At 75.9% G+C, this 19,500-nt stretch carries 17 protein-coding genes and 1 pseudogene; 9 read left to right on the top strand and 9 right to left on the bottom strand.

What is annotated here, in order from left to right:
* Window positions 1–34 precede the first annotated feature (34 nt).
* Window positions 35–631, top strand: a complete 597-nt coding sequence (gene fxsA, locus CP977_RS06130; RefSeq protein WP_062758324.1) for an FxsA family membrane protein — start codon at window positions 35–37, stop codon at window positions 629–631.
* A gap of 95 nt (window positions 632–726) precedes the next feature.
* Here the strand turns inward: fxsA and CP977_RS06125 are convergent, their stop codons facing one another.
* From CP977_RS06125 to yczE, 4 genes are all read right to left on the bottom strand, one after another.
* Entirely contained in the window at window positions 727–1,101 is a 375-nt protein-coding gene (locus CP977_RS06125) for an RNA polymerase-binding protein RbpA (protein WP_026278069.1), read from the bottom strand.
* Window positions 1,102–1,356: 255 nt separating this feature from the next.
* Entirely contained in the window at window positions 1,357–2,727 is a 1,371-nt protein-coding gene (locus CP977_RS06120; RefSeq protein ID WP_152369745.1) for an MFS transporter, read from the bottom strand.
* 73 nt (window positions 2,728–2,800) lie between these two features.
* Window positions 2,801–3,565, bottom strand: a complete 765-nt coding sequence (locus CP977_RS06115) for a glycerophosphodiester phosphodiesterase family protein (RefSeq protein ID WP_109186970.1) — start codon at window positions 3,563–3,565, stop codon at window positions 2,801–2,803.
* Window positions 3,562–4,329 (bottom strand): membrane protein YczE, encoded by a 768-nt coding sequence (gene yczE, locus CP977_RS06110; RefSeq protein WP_062758318.1) that lies wholly within the window; start codon window positions 4,327–4,329, stop codon window positions 3,562–3,564. The genes CP977_RS06115 and yczE overlap by 4 nt, the downstream gene beginning before the upstream one ends.
* Window positions 4,330–4,432: 103 nt before the next feature.
* Between yczE and CP977_RS06105 the strand changes: the two genes are divergently transcribed.
* The gene (locus CP977_RS06105) at window positions 4,433–5,935 is read left to right on the top strand and encodes an SCO1417 family PLP biosynthesis transcription factor (RefSeq protein WP_104860581.1); all 1,503 of its coding nucleotides are present in this window, start codon (window positions 4,433–4,435) and stop codon (window positions 5,933–5,935) included.
* Between the two features lie 83 nt (window positions 5,936–6,018).
* Here the strand turns inward: CP977_RS06105 and CP977_RS06100 are convergent, their stop codons facing one another.
* Window positions 6,019–7,638: a hypothetical protein gene (locus CP977_RS06100; RefSeq protein ID WP_152369744.1), complete on the bottom strand. Its 1,620-nt coding sequence runs from the start codon at window positions 7,636–7,638 to the stop codon at window positions 6,019–6,021.
* 37 nt (window positions 7,639–7,675) lie between these two features.
* A complete protein-coding gene (locus CP977_RS06095; protein WP_030215129.1) occupies window positions 7,676–7,870 on the bottom strand; it encodes a hypothetical protein in 195 nt (64 codons plus the stop codon).
* A 309-nt stretch (window positions 7,871–8,179) separates the two neighbouring features.
* On the opposite strand from CP977_RS06095, the gene CP977_RS06090 reads away from it, so the two are divergent.
* The 5 genes and pseudogenes from CP977_RS06090 (at window position 8,180) to CP977_RS06070 (ending at window position 14,137) form a co-directional block, all read left to right on the top strand.
* Window positions 8,180–8,572 (top strand): ankyrin repeat domain-containing protein, encoded by a 393-nt coding sequence (locus CP977_RS06090; protein ID WP_062758312.1) that lies wholly within the window; start codon window positions 8,180–8,182, stop codon window positions 8,570–8,572.
* A gap of 263 nt (window positions 8,573–8,835) precedes the next feature.
* Window positions 8,836–10,251 carry a serine/threonine-protein kinase gene (locus CP977_RS06085; RefSeq protein ID WP_062758310.1) on the top strand — a complete coding sequence of 472 codons (1,416 nt, stop codon included), beginning with the start codon at window positions 8,836–8,838 and terminating at the stop codon, window positions 10,249–10,251.
* Window positions 10,252–10,386: 135 nt separating this feature from the next.
* Window positions 10,387–11,508: a glycosyltransferase family 4 protein gene (locus CP977_RS06080; protein WP_152369743.1), complete on the top strand. Its 1,122-nt coding sequence runs from the start codon at window positions 10,387–10,389 to the stop codon at window positions 11,506–11,508.
* A gap of 11 nt (window positions 11,509–11,519) precedes the next feature.
* Window positions 11,520–12,707: pseudogene (locus tag CP977_RS06075) on the top strand (glycosyltransferase); the annotation flags it as partial.
* 509 nt (window positions 12,708–13,216) lie between these two features.
* Entirely contained in the window at window positions 13,217–14,137 is a 921-nt protein-coding gene (locus CP977_RS06070) for an SGNH/GDSL hydrolase family protein (RefSeq protein WP_152369742.1), read from the top strand.
* Here the strand turns inward: CP977_RS06070 and CP977_RS06065 are convergent.
* From CP977_RS06065 to CP977_RS06055, 3 genes are read right to left on the bottom strand one after another with little or no spacing between them, the layout of a single operon-like run.
* Window positions 14,044–14,907, bottom strand: coding sequence for a 5-oxoprolinase subunit C family protein (locus tag CP977_RS06065; protein WP_109186967.1), 864 nt, complete (start codon window positions 14,905–14,907; stop codon window positions 14,044–14,046). The genes CP977_RS06070 and CP977_RS06065 overlap by 94 nt on opposite strands.
* The gene (gene pxpB / locus CP977_RS06060; RefSeq protein ID WP_062758304.1) at window positions 14,904–15,566 is read right to left on the bottom strand and encodes a 5-oxoprolinase subunit PxpB; all 663 of its coding nucleotides are present in this window, start codon (window positions 15,564–15,566) and stop codon (window positions 14,904–14,906) included. Before pxpB ends, CP977_RS06065 begins: the two co-directional genes overlap by 4 nt.
* A complete protein-coding gene (locus CP977_RS06055; protein ID WP_062758302.1) occupies window positions 15,563–16,333 on the bottom strand; it encodes a LamB/YcsF family protein in 771 nt (256 codons plus the stop codon). The genes pxpB and CP977_RS06055 overlap by 4 nt, the downstream gene beginning before the upstream one ends.
* 254 nt (window positions 16,334–16,587) lie before the next feature.
* Between CP977_RS06055 and CP977_RS06050 the strand changes: the two genes are divergently transcribed.
* Both CP977_RS06050 and CP977_RS06045 read left to right on the top strand, forming a co-directional pair.
* Window positions 16,588–17,307 carry a GntR family transcriptional regulator gene (locus CP977_RS06050; protein ID WP_109186966.1) on the top strand — a complete coding sequence of 240 codons (720 nt, stop codon included), beginning with the start codon at window positions 16,588–16,590 and terminating at the stop codon, window positions 17,305–17,307.
* A 68-nt stretch (window positions 17,308–17,375) separates the two neighbouring features.
* Window positions 17,376–18,920, top strand: coding sequence for a hypothetical protein (locus CP977_RS06045; protein ID WP_062758297.1), 1,545 nt, complete (start codon window positions 17,376–17,378; stop codon window positions 18,918–18,920).
* The last annotated feature ends 580 nt before the right edge of the window (window positions 18,921–19,500 follow it).

Genomic DNA, 19,500 nt, shown 5'->3' with positions numbered 1-19,500 from the left:
CCGTTCCGGCGGGGCTCCAGGCACACTGGGGACCATGACGACCGGCGTACCGCCCTCTCCCGCCCCCGAGAAGCGCTCCCGCGCGCGCACGTTCCTCCCGCTCGGCCTCGCCGCCTGGCTGGTCCTGGAGATCTGGCTGCTCACCGTGGTGGCGGACGCGGCGGGCGGGCTGACCGTCCTCGCCCTGCTCGTCGGCGGTGCCGTGCTCGGCACCGTCGTCGTCAAGCGGGCCGGCCGGCGCGCCTTCCGCAACCTGACCTCGACCTTCCAGCAGGCCCAGGAGGCCGCCCGGACCGGCGGGGTGCCCGTCGCGCCGGAGCGGACCGGCGCGGAGGACCGCAACGGCTTCCTGATGCTCGGCGGCCTGCTCCTGATCCTCCCCGGCCTGGTCTCCGACGCCGCCGGCCTGCTCCTGCTGATCCCCCCGGTCCGCTCCTTCCTCGGGCGGCGCGCGGAGAAGGCGGTCGAGCGCCGGATGAGCGCCGCGTCCCCCGGCAGCCTCCAGGACGCCTTCCAGCAGGCCCGCATCCACCGCCCGGACGGCAAGGTGGTCCAGGGCGAGGTCGTCCGCGAGGACGCCCCCCGGGGCCCGTACCGGCCCGACGACTCCCGCCCGCCCCTGACGCCCTGACCCCGGCCGCCTCGGGGCGCGTACGGAAAACGCCGCGGGGCCCGGTACACGTCTTCGTGTACCGGGCCCCGCGGCGTTGCTCGTCCGGCGGTCCGCTAGGCGGACTTGCGGCTGTCGCGCGGATGCACGGCGATGTTCATGGCGCCGGAGCGCAGGACGGCCAGCCTCTCGGCGAGGACCTCCTCCAGCTCCTCGCGGGTGCGCCGCTCCATGAGCATGTCCCAGTGCGTACGCGCAGGCTTGCCCTTCTTCTCCTCGGGACCGTCCCCGTCCACCAGGAGTGCCTGGCTTCCGCAGACCTTGCACTCCCACTCCGGCGGAATCTCCGCCTCTACGGAGAAGGGCATCTCGAAGCGATGTCCCTTCTCGCATGCGTACTCCACCGCCTGGCGCGGGGCCAGATCGATGCCGCGGTCGGTCTCGTAGCTCGTCACCACGAGGCGCGTGCCGCGAAGAGCTCGCTCACTCATGAATCGTGCCTCCCGGGCTTGTCGCCCACAGGACAGATGTCGCTGTCGTCGTTATCCGGTCAACGTCCGGTCGGCGGTAAAGATTCCCGTGCCGGGTCATGCGTCGCCCGTCGTGCCGCCCCTTGTTGTACCCACCAGTGCCCGTTTTGTCACATCTGACGGCAGGTGTGACATGGTGTCTTCACCAAAGCAGCACGCAGTAACGGTCCGCCTGGCAGGCCAAACGCGTACACTACCGCCCTTTCACCGCCACGTCTAAATACGCTCCGGTACCGGGTTCCCCGCGGCCTCGACCGCGCGCCGCACCGGCACCCTGGCGAGCAGGACGAAGCCCACGGCGAAGAAGATCAACAGGGAGATGATGGCATCCCGGTAGCTTCCCGTCAGCTGATACGCGAGACCGAACACCAGCGGACCCAGCCAGCTGAGCCCCCGGTCGCTCATCTCGTACGCCGAGAAGTACTCCGCCTCCTTGCCGCGCGGCACCAGGTGGGAGAACAGCGAGCGCGACAGGGCCTGGCTGCCGCCCAGGACCAGGCCGATCGCGGCCGCCAGGGAGTAGAAGAAGACGGGCGCGTCGGCCGGCAGGACGTAGGCCGCCGCCAGGATCAGGGTCCAGACCGCCAGCGAGGCCAGGATCGTCCGCTTGGCGCCGTAGGACCGGGCGAGCCGCCCCATGCCGAGCGCCCCCGCCACCGCGAGTACCTGCACGAGCAGGACCGCCGTGATGAGCGTCGTCTGGTCCAGGCCCAGCTCCTCCGAGCCGTACAGGGAGGCCTGGGAGATCACCGTCTGCACGCCGTCGTTGTAGACCAGGTACGCGAGGAGGAAGGAGAGCGTCAGCGGGTGCCGGCGCATGTCCTTCAGGGTGGCCCGCAGCTGCCTCCAGCCACTGCCGACCGCGCCCCCGCCGGCCCGCTCCCGGCCCTCCGGGGGGAGCCGCCGGTCGCGCAGCCGCCGCAGCGGCACGAGGGTGAACGCGCCCCACCACACCCCGGCCGAGGCCAGGCAGATCCGGATCGCCTCGCCCTCGGTGAGGCCGAAGGAGTCGTGGCCCGAGTAGAGGACCAGGTTCAGGACGAGGACCAGCGCGCCGGACGTGTAGCCGAAGGCCCAGCCGCGCGAGGAGACCGCGTCCCGTTCGTCCGGCTCCGAGATCTGCGGCAGATAGGCGTTGTAGAGCACCATCGAGACCGACAGCGAGGCGTTCGCCAGGATCAGCAGGAAGGCGCCCAGGAGGTAGCGGTCGCCGTCCAGGAAGAACATCCCGGCCGTGGCCGTCGCCCCCAGGTACGCGGTGGCCGCGAGCAGCGGCTTCTTCCGGCCCGTGCGGTCGGCCGCCGCGCCGACCAGCGGCATCGCGATCACCGCGACCACGATCGAGGCCGACACGGCGTACGCGAAGAGCGAGCCCGCCCGCACGGGTATGCCCAGCGGGTGGACGAACCCCTCCGGGTCGGCCGCCGCCCGCGCCACCGAGGTCAGGTACGGGCCGAGGAAGACGGTGAGCACGCTCGTCGAGTACACCGAGCACGCGAAGTCGTAGAAGTACCAGCCCCGCTGCTCGCGCCGCCGTTCGGCGGGGCCGGCGGCGTACTCCTCCGGCTCGGTGGTGTCGGCGGTCACGGCCGTGCCCCCTCGTTCGTCCCCGTGGGCGCGTGCCCCTGGTGTCCCGTCCCCGTGCCGCCCGGGCGCGCGCTCAGCTCCACGCCCCCCGCTCGGCCAGCACCGAGCGCAGCGTCTCCAGGTGATCGGTCATGATGCCATCCACCCCCAGGTCGAGGAGAGAGTTCATCCGGGCCGGATCGTTCACGGTCCACACGTGGACCTGGAGGCCGCGCGCGTGCGCCTCCCGGACGAACCGCCGGTCGACCACCGGGACGCCGCCCTGCCGCTCCGGGACCTGCGCCGCCACCGCCCCGGCCCGCAGCGCCGCCGGAATGCCCAGGGAGCGCAGCCGCAGCCCGACCACCCCGCGCACCCCGTACGAGGTGGCGAGCCGCGCTCCGGCCAGGCGCTGGGCCCGGGCCACCCGGGCCTCGGTGAAGGAGCCCACGCAGACCCGGTCCCAGGCGCCGGTCCGGCGGATCAGGTCCACCAGCGGCTCCAGGGCCGACTCCGCCTTGAGGTCCACGTTCCAGCGGGCCTCCGGGAACTCCTCCAGGAGGTCGGCGAAGAGCGGCAGCGGCTCCCGGCCCGCCACCCGGGCCTCGCGCACCGCCGCCCACGGCAGGTCGCGGATCCGGCCCGAGGCGTCCGTCACCCGGTCCAGGGTCGCGTCGTGGAAGGCCACGAGCACCCCGTCGGACGTCGTGTGGACGTCGGTCTCGAAGTAGCGGTAGCCCGCCGCGGCGGCCCGGCGGAAGGCGGCCGCGGTGTTCTCCAGGCCGTTCGCCGTGCCGCCGCGGTGGGCGAACGGGAGGGGGGAGGGGTGGTCGAGATAGGGGTGGCGTACGCGGGTCACCGCCGCAGTATCGCCTGTTCCGGTGTCCCGGGGGCGACCGCCGGGGGACGAGCGGCCGTCGCGGGGCCGGCGTCCTCCGCCGGGGCGAGGGGTCCGGCCGGGCCGGGGTCCTCCGCCGGGGCGGGTCCCGCGGAGGCCGTCGTGACGTCCTCCTCCCGCTCCGGGACCGCGAACCGGCGCAGGAAGAACTGGGCCAGCGGGCCGATCGAGAGCGCGTACAGGACCGTGCCGACGCCCACCGAACCGCCGAGCAGGAAGCCGGTCGCCACCACGGCCACTTCGAGGAGCGTCCGCACCAGGCGGATGGACCGGCCGGTGAGCCGGTGCAGACCGGTCATCAGGCCGTCGCGCGGGCCGGGGCCGAACCGCGCCGCGATGTACAGACCGGTCGCGACCCCGTTGAGGACGATCCCGAGCACGAGCAGCGGCACCCGTACGACCAGGGCGTCGGACTCCGGGACCAGGGCCAGGGTGCCGTCCATCGCCAGGCCGATCACGAAGACGTTGGAGACCGTGCCGAGACCGGGCCGCTGCCGGATCGGGACCCACAGGAGCAGCACCACCGCCCCCACCACGATCGACACCACGCCGATCGTCAGCCCGGTCTTCTCCGCGAGGCCCTGGTGGAGGACGCCCCAGGGCTCCAGGCCGAGCGCGCCGCGCACGAGCAGCGCCGAGCTGACGCCGTACAGCGTCAGCCCCACGTAGAGCTGGACCAGTCGACGGGTGAGGTGCCGGCCGCGAAGGCCGGAGGCGATGGACAAGGTGCTGCCCCCCAGGGTGGTGGTAGTGGACCGACTCGTGCCACTCTGTGGCAGGGGATCGAAGGCCAACCATGGCCAATTCGAGGAAGGTGGACTGATTTCCGTGGCTCAGTGGACTTCGGCGGTGGGACCGGCACAGCTCGCCCGGCAGCTCGGGGCGCAGCAGCCCCGGCCCGCCGCGCCCGGCGCCCGCAAGCCGCCCGCCTACCGCGCCCTCGCCGACGGCATCCGGCTGCTCGTCCTGGAGGGCCGCGTCCCGGTCGCCGCCCGTCTGCCCGCCGAGCGGGAGCTCGCCCTCGCGCTCGCCGTCAGCCGGACCACGGTGGCCGCCGCCTACGAGGCGCTGCGCACCGAGGGCTTCCTGGAGTCCCGGCGCGGCGCCGGCAGCTGGACGGCCGTCCCCGCCGGGAACCCGCTGCCCGCGCGCGGCCTCGAACCGCTGCCGCCCGAGTCCCTCGGCTCGATGATCGACCTCGGCTGCGCGGCCCTCCCCGCCCCCGAGCCCTGGCTGTCCCGGGGCTTCCAGGGCGCCCTGGAGGAGCTGCCGCCCTACGCCCACACGCACGGGGACTACCCGGCGGGCCTGCCCGCGCTGCGGCAGATGCTCGCCGACCGGTACACCGCCCGCGGCATCCCCACCATGCCCGAGCAGATCATGGTCACCACCGGCGCCATGGGCGCCATGGACGCGATCTGCCACCTCTTCGCCGGGCGCGGCGAGCGCGTCGCCGTCGAGTCCCCCTCGTACGCCAACATCCTCCAGCTGATGCGCGAGGCCGGGGCCCGGCTCGTGCCCGTCGCCATGTCCGAGGGGCTCGGCGGCTGGGACCTGGGCCGCTGGCGCCAGGTGCTGCGGGACGCGGCGCCCCGCCTCGCGTACGTCGTCGCCGACTTCCACAACCCGACCGGCGCGCTCGCGGACGAGGACCAGCGGCGGCAGCTCGTGGAGGCGGCCCGCTCGGCGGGCACGGTGCTCGTCGTCGACGAGACCATGGCCGAGCTGCGCCTCGACGACGACCTGGAGACGCCCCGGCCGGTCTGCGCCTTCGACCCGGCCGGGTCCACCGTCCTGACGGTCGGCTCGGCCAGCAAGGCCTTCTGGGCGGGCATGCGCATCGGCTGGGTCCGGGCCGCGCCCGACGTCATCCGCTCCCTGGTGGCCGCCCGCGCCTACGCGGACCTCGGCACCCCCGTCCTGGAACAGCTCGGCGTCAACTGGCTCATGCGGACGGGCGGCTGGGAGGAGGCCGTGGGCCTGCGGTGCGAACAGGCCAGGGAGAACCGGGACGCGCTGGTGGCCGCCGTCCGCAGGGAGCTGCCCGAGTGGGAGTTCACGGTCCCGCGCGGCGGCCTGACCCTCTGGGTGCGCACCGGCGGCCTCTCCGGCTCCCGGCTCGCCGAGGCGGGCGAGCGGGTCGGCGTCCGGGTGCCCTCCGGCCCGCGCTTCGGCGTCGACGGGGCCTTCGAGGGCTTCGTCCGGCTGCCCTTCACGGTCGGCGGCCCGGTCGCGGACGAGGCGGCCGCCCGGCTCGCCGCCGCGGCCCGCCTGGTCGAGTCGGGGGCGGCGGGCGGGGGGACGGAACCGCCGCGGTCGTTCGTCGCGTAGTCAGGCCGGGAGTCTCCCAGGACGTGCGGAGGGGCGGGTACGGACCGTGGTGTCCGTACCCGCCCCTCCGGCGTGCCCGGTGCTCAGCCCTCCGCCGGGACCGGGGCGTGCAGCGGGCCCGGAGCCGGGTCGGGCGCGGTGACGGGGATCTTCTCGATCACCACCGTCGGCGCGGGAGCCGTCACGGGCGAGGCCGGGGTCCGCTCCGGCAGGAGGTCCAGGACCGCCCGGCGGTGCGCGTCGTTCGTCGCGTCGTCGTACGGATCGGGCGTTGCCGGCACCTGGAGCCGCAGGACCGGGCCGGTGCCCAGGCGCGCGTAGCCCCGGCCCGCGGGGACGTCGGGCGTCGGCGTGGTGTGCGGCTGGACGCCGAGGACGGCCTCGATCTGCCCGGGGGCGGCGGGGCCGAGGACGATCCGGGCCCTGGTGTGGGTCCGTACCGCCTCGCTCAGCATGTCCACGCTGTCGAACTGCTCGGCCACCACCACCGTCACCTGGGCCGCCCGCCCGTGCCGCAGCGGCACCTGGAGCAGCTCCTGCGGGTCGGGGCGCCCGTCGGCGGCGGCCAGGTGGCCGAGGACGCCCGGCCGGTCGAGCAGGATCCACAGCGGGCGCCGGGTGTCCTCCGGGGCGGGCAGGCCGGCCTGCCGGGCCCGGTTCGCGGCGATCAGGCGCCGCTCGGTCTCGTGCGCCGCCCACTCCAGGCTCGCCAGGGCGCCGGAGAGCCCGCACTCGACGGCCAGGACCCCGGCACGGCCGGTCAGGCACGCGTACTCGCCGGTGCCGCCGCCCTCGACGATCAGGACGTCGCCGTGGGGGAGCGCCTGGAGCGCGATCGAGCGCAGCAGGGAGGTGGTGCCGCTGCCCGGCTGGCCCACGGCCAGCAGGTGCGGCTCGGTGGAGCGGGGGCCGGTGCGCCAGACCACGGCCGGGGCGTCCTCCGTCGCGCCCTCCGCCGCGAGCACCGGAACGGTCCGCTGCACGGCGTCGGCGTCGGTGAAGCCGAGGACGGTCTCGCCCGGCACGGTGACGAAGCGCTGGGCGGCGATGGTGGTGGGCAGGGCGGGCAGCACGCTCAGGACGAGCCGGTTGCCCTCCTCGTCCCAGTCGAAGCGGTACTCGCGGCCGCGCCCCGACTTGGCGTGCAGCAGCTGCTCGACGCGGGCGCGCGCGGCCGGCTCGCCGTCGGCGAAGTACGGGGGGTAGGAGATCCGCAGCCGGGTGAGCCGCCCGTCCCCGTCGAAGGCGTACTCCCCGAAGGCTCCGCTCCAGTCGCCCCCGTGGGAGAAGAGCGGGGAGGGGTCCTCGGGGACGGAGAAGTACGGTACGAGCGCCTCGTACAGGCCCTTGAGGCGGGCGGTCTCCGCCTCGTCGGGCCCGGTCTTCACGACCGGACGCTCGCGCCCCTTCCACGCGGCGGCGCCCATGAGCACGACGAGCGCGAGGAGCGGCCCGTACGGCAGGAGGGCGACGACCAGGACGCAGGCCGCGACCAGGAACAGCGTGGGACCACGCCGCTCCTTGGGGGTCGCGGCCCACTTGGCGCGCGCGGACGCGGCCAGCTTCCGCAGACCGCGGGAGACCGTGATCAGCGGATGGAGCACATCGGTGGCGCTGTCGGCGGCCGTGCGCGCGATCTCCCGACCACGGGCGATCTGCGTGCTGCCGCTGCTCAGAATGCGGGGGAGTGGTCGCCGGGCCACGTCGTACTCCTGAAGTGGTGGAAGGGGCTGAGGGGCGTCAGAACTTGATCCCGCCCAGGAGACCGGCGAGGCTCTGCCCGCCCGCCGTGATGCTCGGGGCGATGGCGGTGCCCGCGAGGTAGAAGCCGAACAGCGAGCAGACGAGGGCGTGGGAGGCCTTGAGTCCGTCCTTCTTGAAGAACAGGAAGCAGATGATGCCGAGCAGGACCACGCCTGAGATGGACAGGATCATTGGGTGTTCTCCTGGGTGAGGGGACAGTCACCACGAGTTCTTCCAGGTTCACGGCAAGTATCTATGTGACTAAAGGTGCATTGGAGTGAAAATCGGGGGATTTCACTTGACCGGCGGACGGCGGACGCCCGGCCCGGTGGCGAAACGCCCGGGGTGCCCTTAAGGCGGATCCGGAGGGGACGGGACGCCGTGATCTTTGCCTCCGTCGCGCACGGTCATGTCCCCGGACGGGCAGTACCCTGTCGATTCACCCGTACGGCCGCGCTCGCCGTGCGCGGCCCGACACCGTAGGAGAGAGGCGGTCCCCCGATGAGCGAGACTCCGGACCCCGAGGTCATCGAGCTGGCGTCCAAGGTCTTCGACCTCGCGCGCACGGGGGACGCCGAAGCCCTCGCCGCCTACGTCGACGCGGGCGTCCCCGCGAACCTCACCAACGACCGGGGCGACACCCTCGTCATGCTCGCCGCCTACCACGGCCACCCCGCCGCGGTCTCCGCCCTCCTGGAGCGGGGCGCCGACGCCGACCGCGCCAACGACCGCGGCCAGACCCCGCTCGCCGGCGCCGTCTTCAAGGGCGAGGCCGAGGTGATCCGCGCCCTCCTCGCCGGCGGCGCGAATCCGGAGGCGGGGACTCCGTCCGCCGTCGACACCGCCCGGATGTTCGGCAAGGCCGAACTCCTGGAACTCCTCGGAGCCCGGTGAACGGGCGCTGAACCCCAGGTGAGGCGGCGTCGTAAATGTGGTCGCGGTGGCGAAATGGGTGGGTCATCATGACGTCGGACCCGGCAGAACGGGCCACCGACGAGAGGCAGAGGAAGATGATCACTGGCAAGCGCAGGACGACGAGCGGCCCGACATGTCGCCGCACGGCCTAGGCGTACACCGATGCACCGCCTGACCCGGTTCATCCCGGTCATCCCGGCATCCCCCGGTCGTGTCGACAGCTTGATGTGAGGCGTCCTCCCATGTTCGAACCATTCATAGCGCCGAGCGGCACCCTGCTCGGCCTGCTGCAGCGGGGCCGCGGCGACGGCACCCTGCACGCGCTCGCCGCGCCCCGCGCCGAAGCCCTCGCGGCCCTGAACCACTGCGTCCTCGACGACCCCCGCCACGACTGGCAGGTCGAGAACCGCTCCCTCTACTACGCCCGTCTCTACCTGGACCTCCACGGAGGCCTGGACGAGATCGAGGCGCACCTCTTCGGCGCCGAGGACCACCTCGACACCGAGGAGTCCCGGACCGGGCTCGCGCTCGCCGTCCTCGGCCACCTCGCCTCCTACGGACGCCAGGACGCCCTGCTGCTGCTCCGGCGCTACGCCGCGACCGGCACCAACTGGGCCTGGGCCCTGGACGAGCTGGCCCTGCGCGACGACGACGCCGGACTCCGCGCCCTCGCCCCCTCCGTACTGGCCCGCTTCCCGGCCGACGCCGAGGGCGACGCCGAACTGGCCCGCACCGTGCGCGACGCCTTCGAGCCCCGCCCCTGGCGGCTGTGGGCCGAGGACCGGCGCGACGCCGTGGGACCCCGCGTCAGGGCCGCCATGGAGCAGGGCTCCTTCGACCGCTGGCAGCGCCAGATGCGCCCCACCGGGCCCCGCCCCGGCTGGAGCGTGCGCGCCGTCCTCGACTGGGCACAGGAGGGGTACGAGCGCGGTGCCGTCCTGTACGGCCCCGCCGCCCGCTGCCTCACCGCCGTCGCCGGCCCCGAGGACCGGCCCGAACTCCTCGCCGCCGCCCGCGACGGCGCGGAAGGGGCCCGGGGCGCCGCCCTCCACCACCTCGCCGAGGCACGGGACCCCGCCGTCCTCGACCTCGTCGAGCACGCCGCCGACAGCGGCTCCCGCGCGGTCGCCGAGGCCGCCGTCGCCGCCTACCGGCGCATGTGCGGCGACGACGCGGTCGCCCGCGCCCGCGCGTGGATCCGGCGCACCGACGCGCTCGGCACCGCCGCCGCCGAGGTGCTGGCCTGCCGCGGCACCGCCGAGGACTCCCCCTCCGTCCTCGGCGCGCTGCGCGAGACCGTACGCTCCCAGGGCCCCGACGCCCCCGCGCTCCCCTTCCTCGTCGACGGCGCCGGACGCCTCGGCATCGCCTGCGCGGCCCCCGTGCTGCGCCACGTCTACCGGGAGACGGCCTCCTCCCAGCTGCGCGGTCGCGCGGCCCGCGCCCTCGCCGCCACCGATCCCGCCTTCGCGACCGGCTTCGCCGTCGAATGCCTCTGGGACTGCGAGGAGACCACCCGCGAGGTCGCGGCCCAGCACGCCGAGACCGGCGACATCCGCGTCGCCGAACGCCTGCGCCGCCTCGCCGCCGACCCGGCCGAGGAGGTCGAGGTCCAGCTCGCGGTACGCAACCGGATAGGGCCGGACCTGCAGGTCTAGGACCTGCCCGGGGCGGGTCGGGCCGGTGGCGCGGCCCGCCCCCACGGGCCCCGGGCGGGAAACGCTCACGGGACGTTCCCTCCCCGTCCAGATCGACTTCGACGGGGGCACGCCGGGCGCGACGACAACACCCATATGCGTGTCGTCATCGTCACCGAATCCTTCCCTCCCGACGTCAACGGTGTGGCGCACTGCGCCCTGCAGACCGCGCGCCACCTCGTCCGGCGGGGCCACGCCCCGCTCGTCATCGCCCCCGCCGTCGCCGACCCGGCCGCGGACGCCGACGCCCCCTGCGCCGTCGTCCGGGTGCCGTCCCTGCCCCTGCCCGGCTATCCGCAGGTACGCGTCGCCCTGCCCAGCCGCCGGGTCGCCGCGGCCATCGCCGCGCACCGCGCCGACCTCGTCCACCTCGCCGGACCGTTCGTCCTCGGCGTGCGCGGGATGACGGCCGCCGCCCGGCTCGGCATCCCCGCCGTCGCCGTCTACCAGACCGACCTCGCCGGTTACGCGCGCACGTACGTGGGGACCGGCGAGGGCACCGCCTGGCGCCGCCTCCGCGCCGTGCACGGCGCCGCCGACCGCACCCTCGCCCCGTCCTCCGCCGCCCTGCGCGACCTGGAGGCCCACGGCATCGGCCGCGTCCGGCTCTGGGGCCGCGGGGTCGACACCGCCCGCTTCCGCCCCGCACTGCGCGACACCGCCCTGCGCCGCGCACTCGCCCCGGACGGCGAGCTCCTCGTCGGCTACGTGGGCCGCCTCGCCCCCGAGAAGCGCGTGGACCTGCTCGCCGGGGTGTGCGGGCTCCCCGGCGTGCGGGTCGTGGTCGTCGGGGACGGGCCGAGCGGGCCCGCCCTGCGCGCCGCCCTGCCGGGCGCCCGGTTCCTGGGCCGCCGCACCGGCGCCGACCTCGCCCGGGTCTTCGCCTCGCTCGACGTCTTCGCCCACACCGGCCCGTACGAGACCTTCTGCCAGACCGTCCAGGAGGCCATGGCGAGCGGGGTCCCGGTGGTCGCCCCGGCCGCCGGCGGGCCCCTGGACCTGGTCGACCACGGCCGCACCGGGCTCCTCGTGCCCCCGGGCGACCCGGACGCGCTGCGCGACGCCGTCGCCGCGCTCGCCGCCGCGCCGCACCTGCGCGCCGCCTACGGCCGGGCCGGCCGTACCACCGTCGAAGGCCGCACCTGGGAGGCCCTGGGCGACGAACTGATCGGCCACTACCGGGAGGTCCTGCGCGAGCGGACGGCGGTGGCGGCGTGAACGACGCACGGATGGCCGTGCGAACGCGTACGGATACGGGCACGGGCGCGCGTACGGGCGGCCCCGACGGTCGCGGCGGGCTCCGGATCGTGCGGCTCGCCAACTTCGTGACCCCCACCTCGGGCGGCCTCCGCACCGCCCTCGACCGGCTCGGCCGCGGCTACCTGGCGGCCGGGCACGAGCCGGTCCTCGTCGTCCCCGGCGCCACCGCGAGCGACCGCCGCACCGAGCAGGGCCGGATCGTCACCCTCCCGGGACCCGTGCTCCCCGGCACCTGCGGCTACCGGGTCCTCGCCGACCGGCGCCGGGTCGCCCGCCTCCTCGACGAACTCGCCCCCGACCGGATCGAGGTCTCGGACCGCACCACCCTGCGCTGGACGGGCGAGTGGGCGCGACGCGCCCGCGTGCCGTCGGTCATGGTCTCCCACGAGACCGCGGACGGGGTCCTGCGGACCTGGGGCGTGCCGCCCGCCCTCGCGGCCCGCGCGGCGGACCGGCTCAACCGCCGCACCGCCTGGGCGTTCGCCCGGATCGTCTGCACGACGGAGTGGGCGGAGCGCGAGTTCGTACGGATCGGGGCCCGCAACGTCGTACGGGCCCCGCTCGGCGTGGACCTGGACCACTGCCGGCCAGACCGCCGCGACGCCGCCCTGCGGGCCCGGTACGCGGCCGGGGAGCGGGTGCTGCTCCTGCTGTGCTCGCGCCTCTCCGTCGAGAAGCGGCCCGGCACGGCCCTGGACGCCCTGGAGGAGCTGCGCGCCGCGGGGGTCGCGGCGGCGCTCGTGGTCGCGGGCGACGGGCCGCTGCGGGGCGCCCTGGAGCGGCGGGCGCGCGAGCGGCGCCTTCCGGTGCGGTTCGCCGGGCACCTCGCCGACCGGGAGGCCCTGGCCGACCTCCAGGCGGCGGCCGACGTCTGCCTGGCGCCGGGGCCCGCCGAGACGTTCGGGCTCTCCGCCCTCGAAGCCCTGGCCTGCGGGACCCCGGTCGTCGTCAGCGCATCCTCGGCCCTCCCGGAGGTCGTCGGCACGGCCGGGGTGGCCGCGGCCGACACCCCGGCGGCCTTCGCCTCCGGCGTCCAGAGCCTCCTCGCCGTTCCGGAGACGGTGCGCCGCCGGGCCGCACGCGCGCGTGCGGAGGGCTTCGCCTGGGACCGCTCCGTCGCCGCCTTCCTCCACGCCCACGACGCCCTGCCCGGGCCGGAGGTGCTTGTGTCCGGAGTTCCTGGAGACCCGGGAGCCTCCGGAGTCCCTGGAGTTCCCGGAGCCTCCGGGGCTTTTGGGGCTTCTGGAGTTTTGGGAGCCCTCGGAGCTCCCGGAGCCTCTGGAGTTCTGGGAACCCCTGGAGCCCCAGAAGCTCCCGGAGTCCCAGGGGTCCCTGGAGCCCCCGAAGTCCTGGGGGTTCCCGGCGCGTTCGTCCCCGAAGAGCCCCGCCGATGACCGGGGACGCCACGCGCGCGGGGACGGTGCCGCCGGGAGCCGGGCGCGGCCGCCCGGCTCCGCCCCCGGCCCGGCCGGCCCTGCCCCGGGTGCCGGAGCCGCGCCATCCGGGGCCCCGGCCCTCGGAGCCCCGCCATCCGGAGTCTCGCCACCAGGAACTCCGGCCCTTGGAGCCCCGTCACCCGGAGCCCCATCGCCCGGCGTCCCGGTCTCCCGGGTCCCGGCCCCCGGTCGGCCTTCGGCCCGTCCCCGCCGTCCCCCTCCGCTTCGCCGTGCTCGGGGACTCGCTCAGCGAGGGCGTCGGGGACCGGGTGGACGGGGCCTGGCGGGGATGGGCGGCGCTGCTCGCCGACGGGCTCGCGCCCGACGGGGAGGAGACGGCGTTCCTGAACCTGGCCGTCAGCGGCGCGCTCAGCGGGGACGTCGCCGGGGAGCAGGCCCGCCGTGCCCTCGCCTTCCGGCCCCACCTCGCCTCCGTCGTCGTCGGGGTCAACGACACCCTGCGCCGCACCTTCGACATCGCGCTCCTGGCCCGCCGCCTCGACCGGGTCTGCGGCGACCTCGACGCCCTCGGAGCCGTCCTCCTCACCGCCTGCCTGCCCGACCCGGGCCGGATGCTCGGACTGCCCCCGCCCCTGGCACGCCCGCTCGCCCGCCGCCAGCGGTCCGTCAACGCGGTCGTCCACGCGCTCTCCGCCCGGTACGGGGCCGTCCACCTGCACCTGGCCGACCGGGCCTGGACCGACGACCGCACCCTGTGGAGCGCCGACCGGCTCCACCCCGGCGAACGCGGCCACCGTGCCGTCGCGGCGGGCTTCCACCGGCTCCTCGCCGACCGGGGGCTCGCCCACGGCGCGCCGCCCGCGCCGGACCCCGACCGGCCGCCGCCGACCCGCGCCGAGTCCCTGCTGTGGCTCGCCACCGCCGGCACCGGCTGGGTCCTGCGCCGCAGCCGCGACCTGCTCCCGCAGCTCCTCCTGCTCGCCGCCGCCGAACTGCGCCACCGGGCCGGCGGCACCGGCACCGGGCCCCTCGACGCGCACGCGGACGACGCCCTCGCCGCCGCGCTCGCGTCCGTGACAGCGAACCGGGCCTCCGCTCACCGCACCGGTACGAACCGCACCGCCGTCCCCGGCACCGCCTGGGCCGCCGCGCCCAGATCGGCCTCACGGACGACCCCGACCACCGGATAGCCCCCGGTCGTCGGATGGTCCGCGAGGAAGACCACCGGGCGCCCGTCCGGCGGGACCTGGACCGCACCGAGCACCATGCCCTCGCTCGCCAGCTCCCCGGTCACGGCCCGCTCCAGGGCCGGGCCTTCGAGCCGCAGCCCGATCCGGTTGCTCGCCGGGGACACCCGGTACGCGCGCGTGGCGAGGGTGCGGAGCGCGCCGGGAGTGAACCAGTCGTCGCGGGGCCCGAGCCGGACCCGCAGTACGAGCGCGTCCGGCGGCCCCGGCCACGGAGGGGCGTCGACCGGCCCCCGTACCGCCGTCTCCGCACCCAGCGGCAGGACCGCCCCCCGCGCCAGGGGCGCCGGGCCGAGGCCGGACAGCAGGTCGGTGGAGCGGCTGCCGAGCACCGGCTCGACCTCGATCCCGCCGCCGAACGCCACGTACGCCCGCAGCCCCCGTACGGCCGTCCCGACCTCGACCACCGATCCGGCCGCCACCCGGACCGCCGTGCCCCAGGCGGCCGGGCGTCCGTCCACCCGGACCGGGCAGGGCGCGCCGCCCACCGCCACGGTCACCGCGCACCGGGCCCGCACCGCGCACCCGTCGACGGTGGTCTCCAGGACCGCCGCCCCCTCCGCGTTGCCCACGAGCCGGTTGACGAGCCGTACGGCCGCCGGGTCGAGCGCGCCCGAGCGGACCACGCCCAGGTGCGCGTACCCCGGCCGCCCCAGGTCCTGCACGGTGGTCAGCGCCCCCGGCCGGACCACGGCCACCCCCCGGCCCGTCACCGCGCGTCCTCGGCCGTGAACCGGACCCGGGTGCCGGGGGAGAGGAGCGCAGCCGGGTCCCGCCCGGTGTCCCAGAGGACCGCGTCCGTGGTGCCGATCAGCTGCCAGCCGCCGGGGGAGGAGCGCGGGTACACGCCCGTGTACGGCCCGGCCAGCGCGACCGAACCGGCCGGGACGGCGGTGCGCGGAGTGGCCCGCCGGGGCACCTCGTAACGCTCGCCGAGTCCCGTCAGATAGCCGAAGCCCGGCGCGAACCCGCAGAAGGCGACCCGGAACTCGGCCGCCGTGTGGATCCGCACCGCCTCCTCGGCGGACACGCCCCAGCAGGCGGCGACCTCCGCCAGATCGGGCCCGTCGTAGCGGACCGGCACCTCCACGACCCGCTCCACGCGCGCGGAGAGCGGCCCCACCTCCCAGCCCGGCAGCTCGGCCGCGAGCCGGTCCGGGTCCGCCACCCCGTCGAGCAGGACGGTCCGCGCCGCCGGCACGACCTCCCGTACGGCGGGAAGGACACCGGCCGCCCGCCGCCGCAGCACCTCGGCGTGGAACGCCTCCGCCTCGGCGCCGCCGTCCAGCTCCACGAGCAGCGCCCGCTCGCCCACGCGCAGCACGCGCACGCATACGCGTACGGCCCTGGAAGATGTCCCGTTCCCGCTCATACGAAGGCCTCCACCCGCACCCCGGACGATTCGAGGCTCGCCCGGACCCGGCGGGCGAGCTCCACCGCGCCCGGAGTGTCCCCGTGCAGACAGAGGGACCGGGCCCGGACGGACACGGAGGCCCCGCCGTGCGCGGTGACCGTCCCGAGCCGGGCCAGGGCCACCGACCGCTCCACGACCTCGGCGGGATCGGTGACGACCGCCCCCTCCTGCCCGCGCGGCAGCAGGGAGCCGTCCGACCGGTAGGCCCGGTCGCCGAAGGCCTCGGTGACGACCGGCAGCCCGGCCGCCGCGGCGGCCTCGTGCAGCCGGGAGCCGGGCAGCCCCAGGACCGGCAGCGTCCGGCCCGCGAGCCGCACGCCCTCGACGACCGCCGCCGCCTGCTCCGCGTCCCCGACCACCCGGTTGTAGAGCGCGCCGTGCGGCTTCACGTACGCGACCCGGGAGCCCGCCGCCCGGGCGAAGACCTCCAGGGCGCCGATCTGGTACGCCACCTCGGCGGCCAGCTCCGCCGCCGGGACGTCCATCGACCGCCGCCCGAACCCCGCCAGGTCCCGGTAGGACACCTGCGCCCCGATCCGCACCCCCCGCGCGGCGGCCAGCTCGCACACGCGCCGCATGGTGGCCGCGTCCCCGGCGTGGAAGCCGCAGGCCACGTTGGCGCTGGTGACCACCGACAGGAGCTCCTCGTCGTCGGTCAGGGTCCAGCGGCCGAAACCCTCGCCGAGATCGGCGTTGAGGTCGATCGACACCCGGTTCGTGCTCATCTGCGCCTCGCGGGACGGGGGGCGTGCCCACGCGGGCACGGCGGGACCGTGGGATGCTCTCAACGTAGAGGATTGTTGAACGATCCGACAAGAATCCGGCACGGATACGGCAGGGATACGGCGGGGAGCGGTCCGGCGGGAAGCGTGTTGTCCCGTCCGTCCCCGTGCGGTTGACTGCCGTGCGGCCGGGCCGGCGGACACCGCGGGAACAGCGGCGGAGGACGGTGGATGACGACGGAGCGGGAGGGAGCGCCGTGACGGGACGGGCGGAGACCGGGATCGGGGACCTGGCGGAGGACCGCGCGCTGCTCGGGCGCACGAGCACGGCGGAACGGGTCGCGGACATCCTGCGCGCCCGCGTCGCCGAGGGCCGCCTCGCGCCCGGCACCCGGCTCTCCGAGGACGCCCTCGGCGGCGCCCTCGGCGTCTCCCGCAACACCCTGCGGGAGGCCTTCCGCCTCCTCACCCACGAACGCCTGCTCGTCCACGAGCTGAACCGGGGCGTCTTCGTCCGCGTCCTCGACGCCGACGACGTGGCCGACATCTACCGCACCCGCGGGCTCGTGGAGTGCGCCGTCGTCCGGGGCCTGGGACGGCCGCCGTTCGCCCTCGACGGCCTCGCCGCCGCCGTCGCGGCGGGCGAGGGCGCCGCCCGCGCCGACGACTGGGACGGCGTCTCCACGGCCAACATCCACTTCCACCGCGCGCTCGTCGCCCTCGCGGGCAGCGCCCGCACCGACGAACTGATGCGCGGCGTCCTCGCCGAACTCCGCCTCGCCCTCCACCTCGTGGACGACCCGCGCGCCCTCCACGAGCCCTTCCTCGCACGGAACCGGGAGATCCTGGACGCCCTGCGCGCCGGCGAGCGCGGCACGGCGGAACGCCTCCTCGCCCGCTACCTGGACGACTCCCGCACCCGGGTCGCGGACGCCTGCGCCCGGACCGCCGGCACTCCGCCGGGCACCCGTCCCTGAACCCCGGGGGTCCGTGCGCATCCGCACTGTTTCGACCGTTGTCAGGGTGAGGACCTAATCTGTGCACCGTGACTTCGCCTGCCTCGACGGACCTCGCTCCGCCCCAGCTCAGCGCGGGGCCGCGGCCCGCGCAGGGCCCGGCCGCCGACGAAGGGCTCGCGCGGCGGCTCCGCGCGCTCGCGTGCACCGCCCCGCTGCACGACCTGGACGCCCGCAAGGCGAACCTGGCCGGCGAGTACACGGTCTACGCGATGGCCGAGGTGGCCCTCGCCGCGATCGACCTCATCACCCTGAACATGGACTTCGACACCGGCGCCGACCACGAGCAGATAGTCGCCCGCCTGCTGCCCCGCGTCGCCGCCCAGGCCCCCGAGCGCCCCGCCGCCGAGCACGAGCGCGTGGCCCGCTGGGTCCTGGAGAACCTGATCAACGTCGGCAGCGTCGACCGCGGCTTCCGCGCCGTCTACGGCACCTTCGGCACCGACGGCGTCTACGTCCGCAGGGACTACGACTTCAAACTCGTCGAGGAGGTCCCCGGGTACGGGGGCGGGGTCTACCTCCGCACCACCGACGAAGCGGTCAACGTCCTCGTCGGAGCCCTCGACACCGACGTCACCAGCGCCCAGATCGCCGCCGAGGTGAAGCTGGAGGTCCTCATCAACCGGGGCCGCCTCGCCGACGCCCAACTCGCCGCCGAGCAGGCCCGCTACCGGACCGTGCAGTACGCCGAGACCCTCCGCAGGACCCTGGAGGCCACCCGGCGCAACGTCCGCGCGGTCGACTGGCTCCAGACGGTCCCCGACATGATCGCCGAGGCGCTCGACCACGTCGCCGACCGCTACCGCCACGAGAACGCGATCCTCACCAACATCCGCAGGGCGCGCGACGAGGCCGAGGCCGCCACCGACGCGAAGACGGCCGAGCACAAGCGGCGCGCCGCCGAACTCGTCGACATCGTCAAGGACTGCATCCGGCGCCACACCCAGCTCCAGTCCCGCCTCCTGGAGGCCGGACCGCTCTTCCGCGCCGAGCAGGACCGCCAGGCCTTCGCCGCCCCCGCCGCGTACACCGGACTCGACCTGTACGGGCAGCTGGTCGCCCCGCTCCTCACGCTCCCCGTCGAGCAGGCCACCCGCGCCACCGACGCCTTCTTCGCCCACGGCACCGGGCTGCGCACCCCCGCCTCCGTCCGCCTCGGCGACCTGGTCGACCTGCTCCTCACCCCGCCCGTCGAGCGCGAGCACCTCGGCGCGGAGATGCCCGAGCCCGACCTGATCGCCACCCCCGACGACTCCCGCTTCAGCGAGGAACAGCTCGGACACGCCATGCGCCTGCTCGACCTGGAGCACGACGCCCCGCGCCGCCTCTCCGGCCTGCTCGCCGAGGCCCGCGCGATCGACCCCGACCTGCCGTACCTCGTCGCCCTCCTCGCCGTCCACGCGGCGAGCCCCCCGGTCGGCACCGCCTACCGCCAGGGCGAGGAGCGGCTGCTCTTCGCCGTCGACGACGGCACCCCGCTGGACGACCCCGAGTTCGGCGGTGCCGACCTCGTCGTCGGTACGGCACTCCTCGACGCGGCGGGCATGGCCGCCGACCGCACGGAGGCGACGTGACCCTCGTACCCCCCGCCCCGACGACGGCCCCCGAACCAGCCGCCGCCCCGACCTCCTGTACCGCCTCCTGCGCCGACGGGGCCGGCCCCGCCCCGGTCGGCCCGCCGGACCCCGTGGACACCGCAGCACCCGAAACCGCCGCCGTCCCCGCGCCCCGCCCGGAAGCCACGGCCCCGGAGACCGCACGCACGGAACTCACCGCTGCGGAAGCCACGCCACCGACCCCGGAAACCGGAACCGAACCGGACCCGAACCTGGCGGCAGCCCTGGCACCCGGCCCGAGCCTCGCGCCGGATCCCGAACGGAGCCCCGCGACCGACTCGGATCTTGTACCGGAGCCCGGCCGGAGCCCGGCAGCCGATCCCGCCCCCGTACCGGACCCGGCACCCGGCCCCGGTGCCGCCCAGGCCCCCCGTCCCCGTCTCGGCACCGTCCCCCTCGCGCCCGGACCGGCCCGCGCCGGGGCCGCTCGGCGGCGGGGCGACGTCCCGTCCGTACGGGCCGTGCGGCTCGCGGACGGCCCGCCCGCGCCCGCCGGACGGCCCCCGGCCCCGGCTGCCGTCACCCCCGTCCCGCTGCC

The sequence above is a fragment of the Streptomyces cinereoruber genome (genome assembly GCF_009299385.1).
Classification (GTDB): domain Bacteria; phylum Actinomycetota; class Actinomycetes; order Streptomycetales; family Streptomycetaceae; genus Streptomyces; species Streptomyces bikiniensis.
Note: the sequence above shows the minus strand (reverse complement) of the source record. Positions and strands in the feature narration are given on the sequence as shown.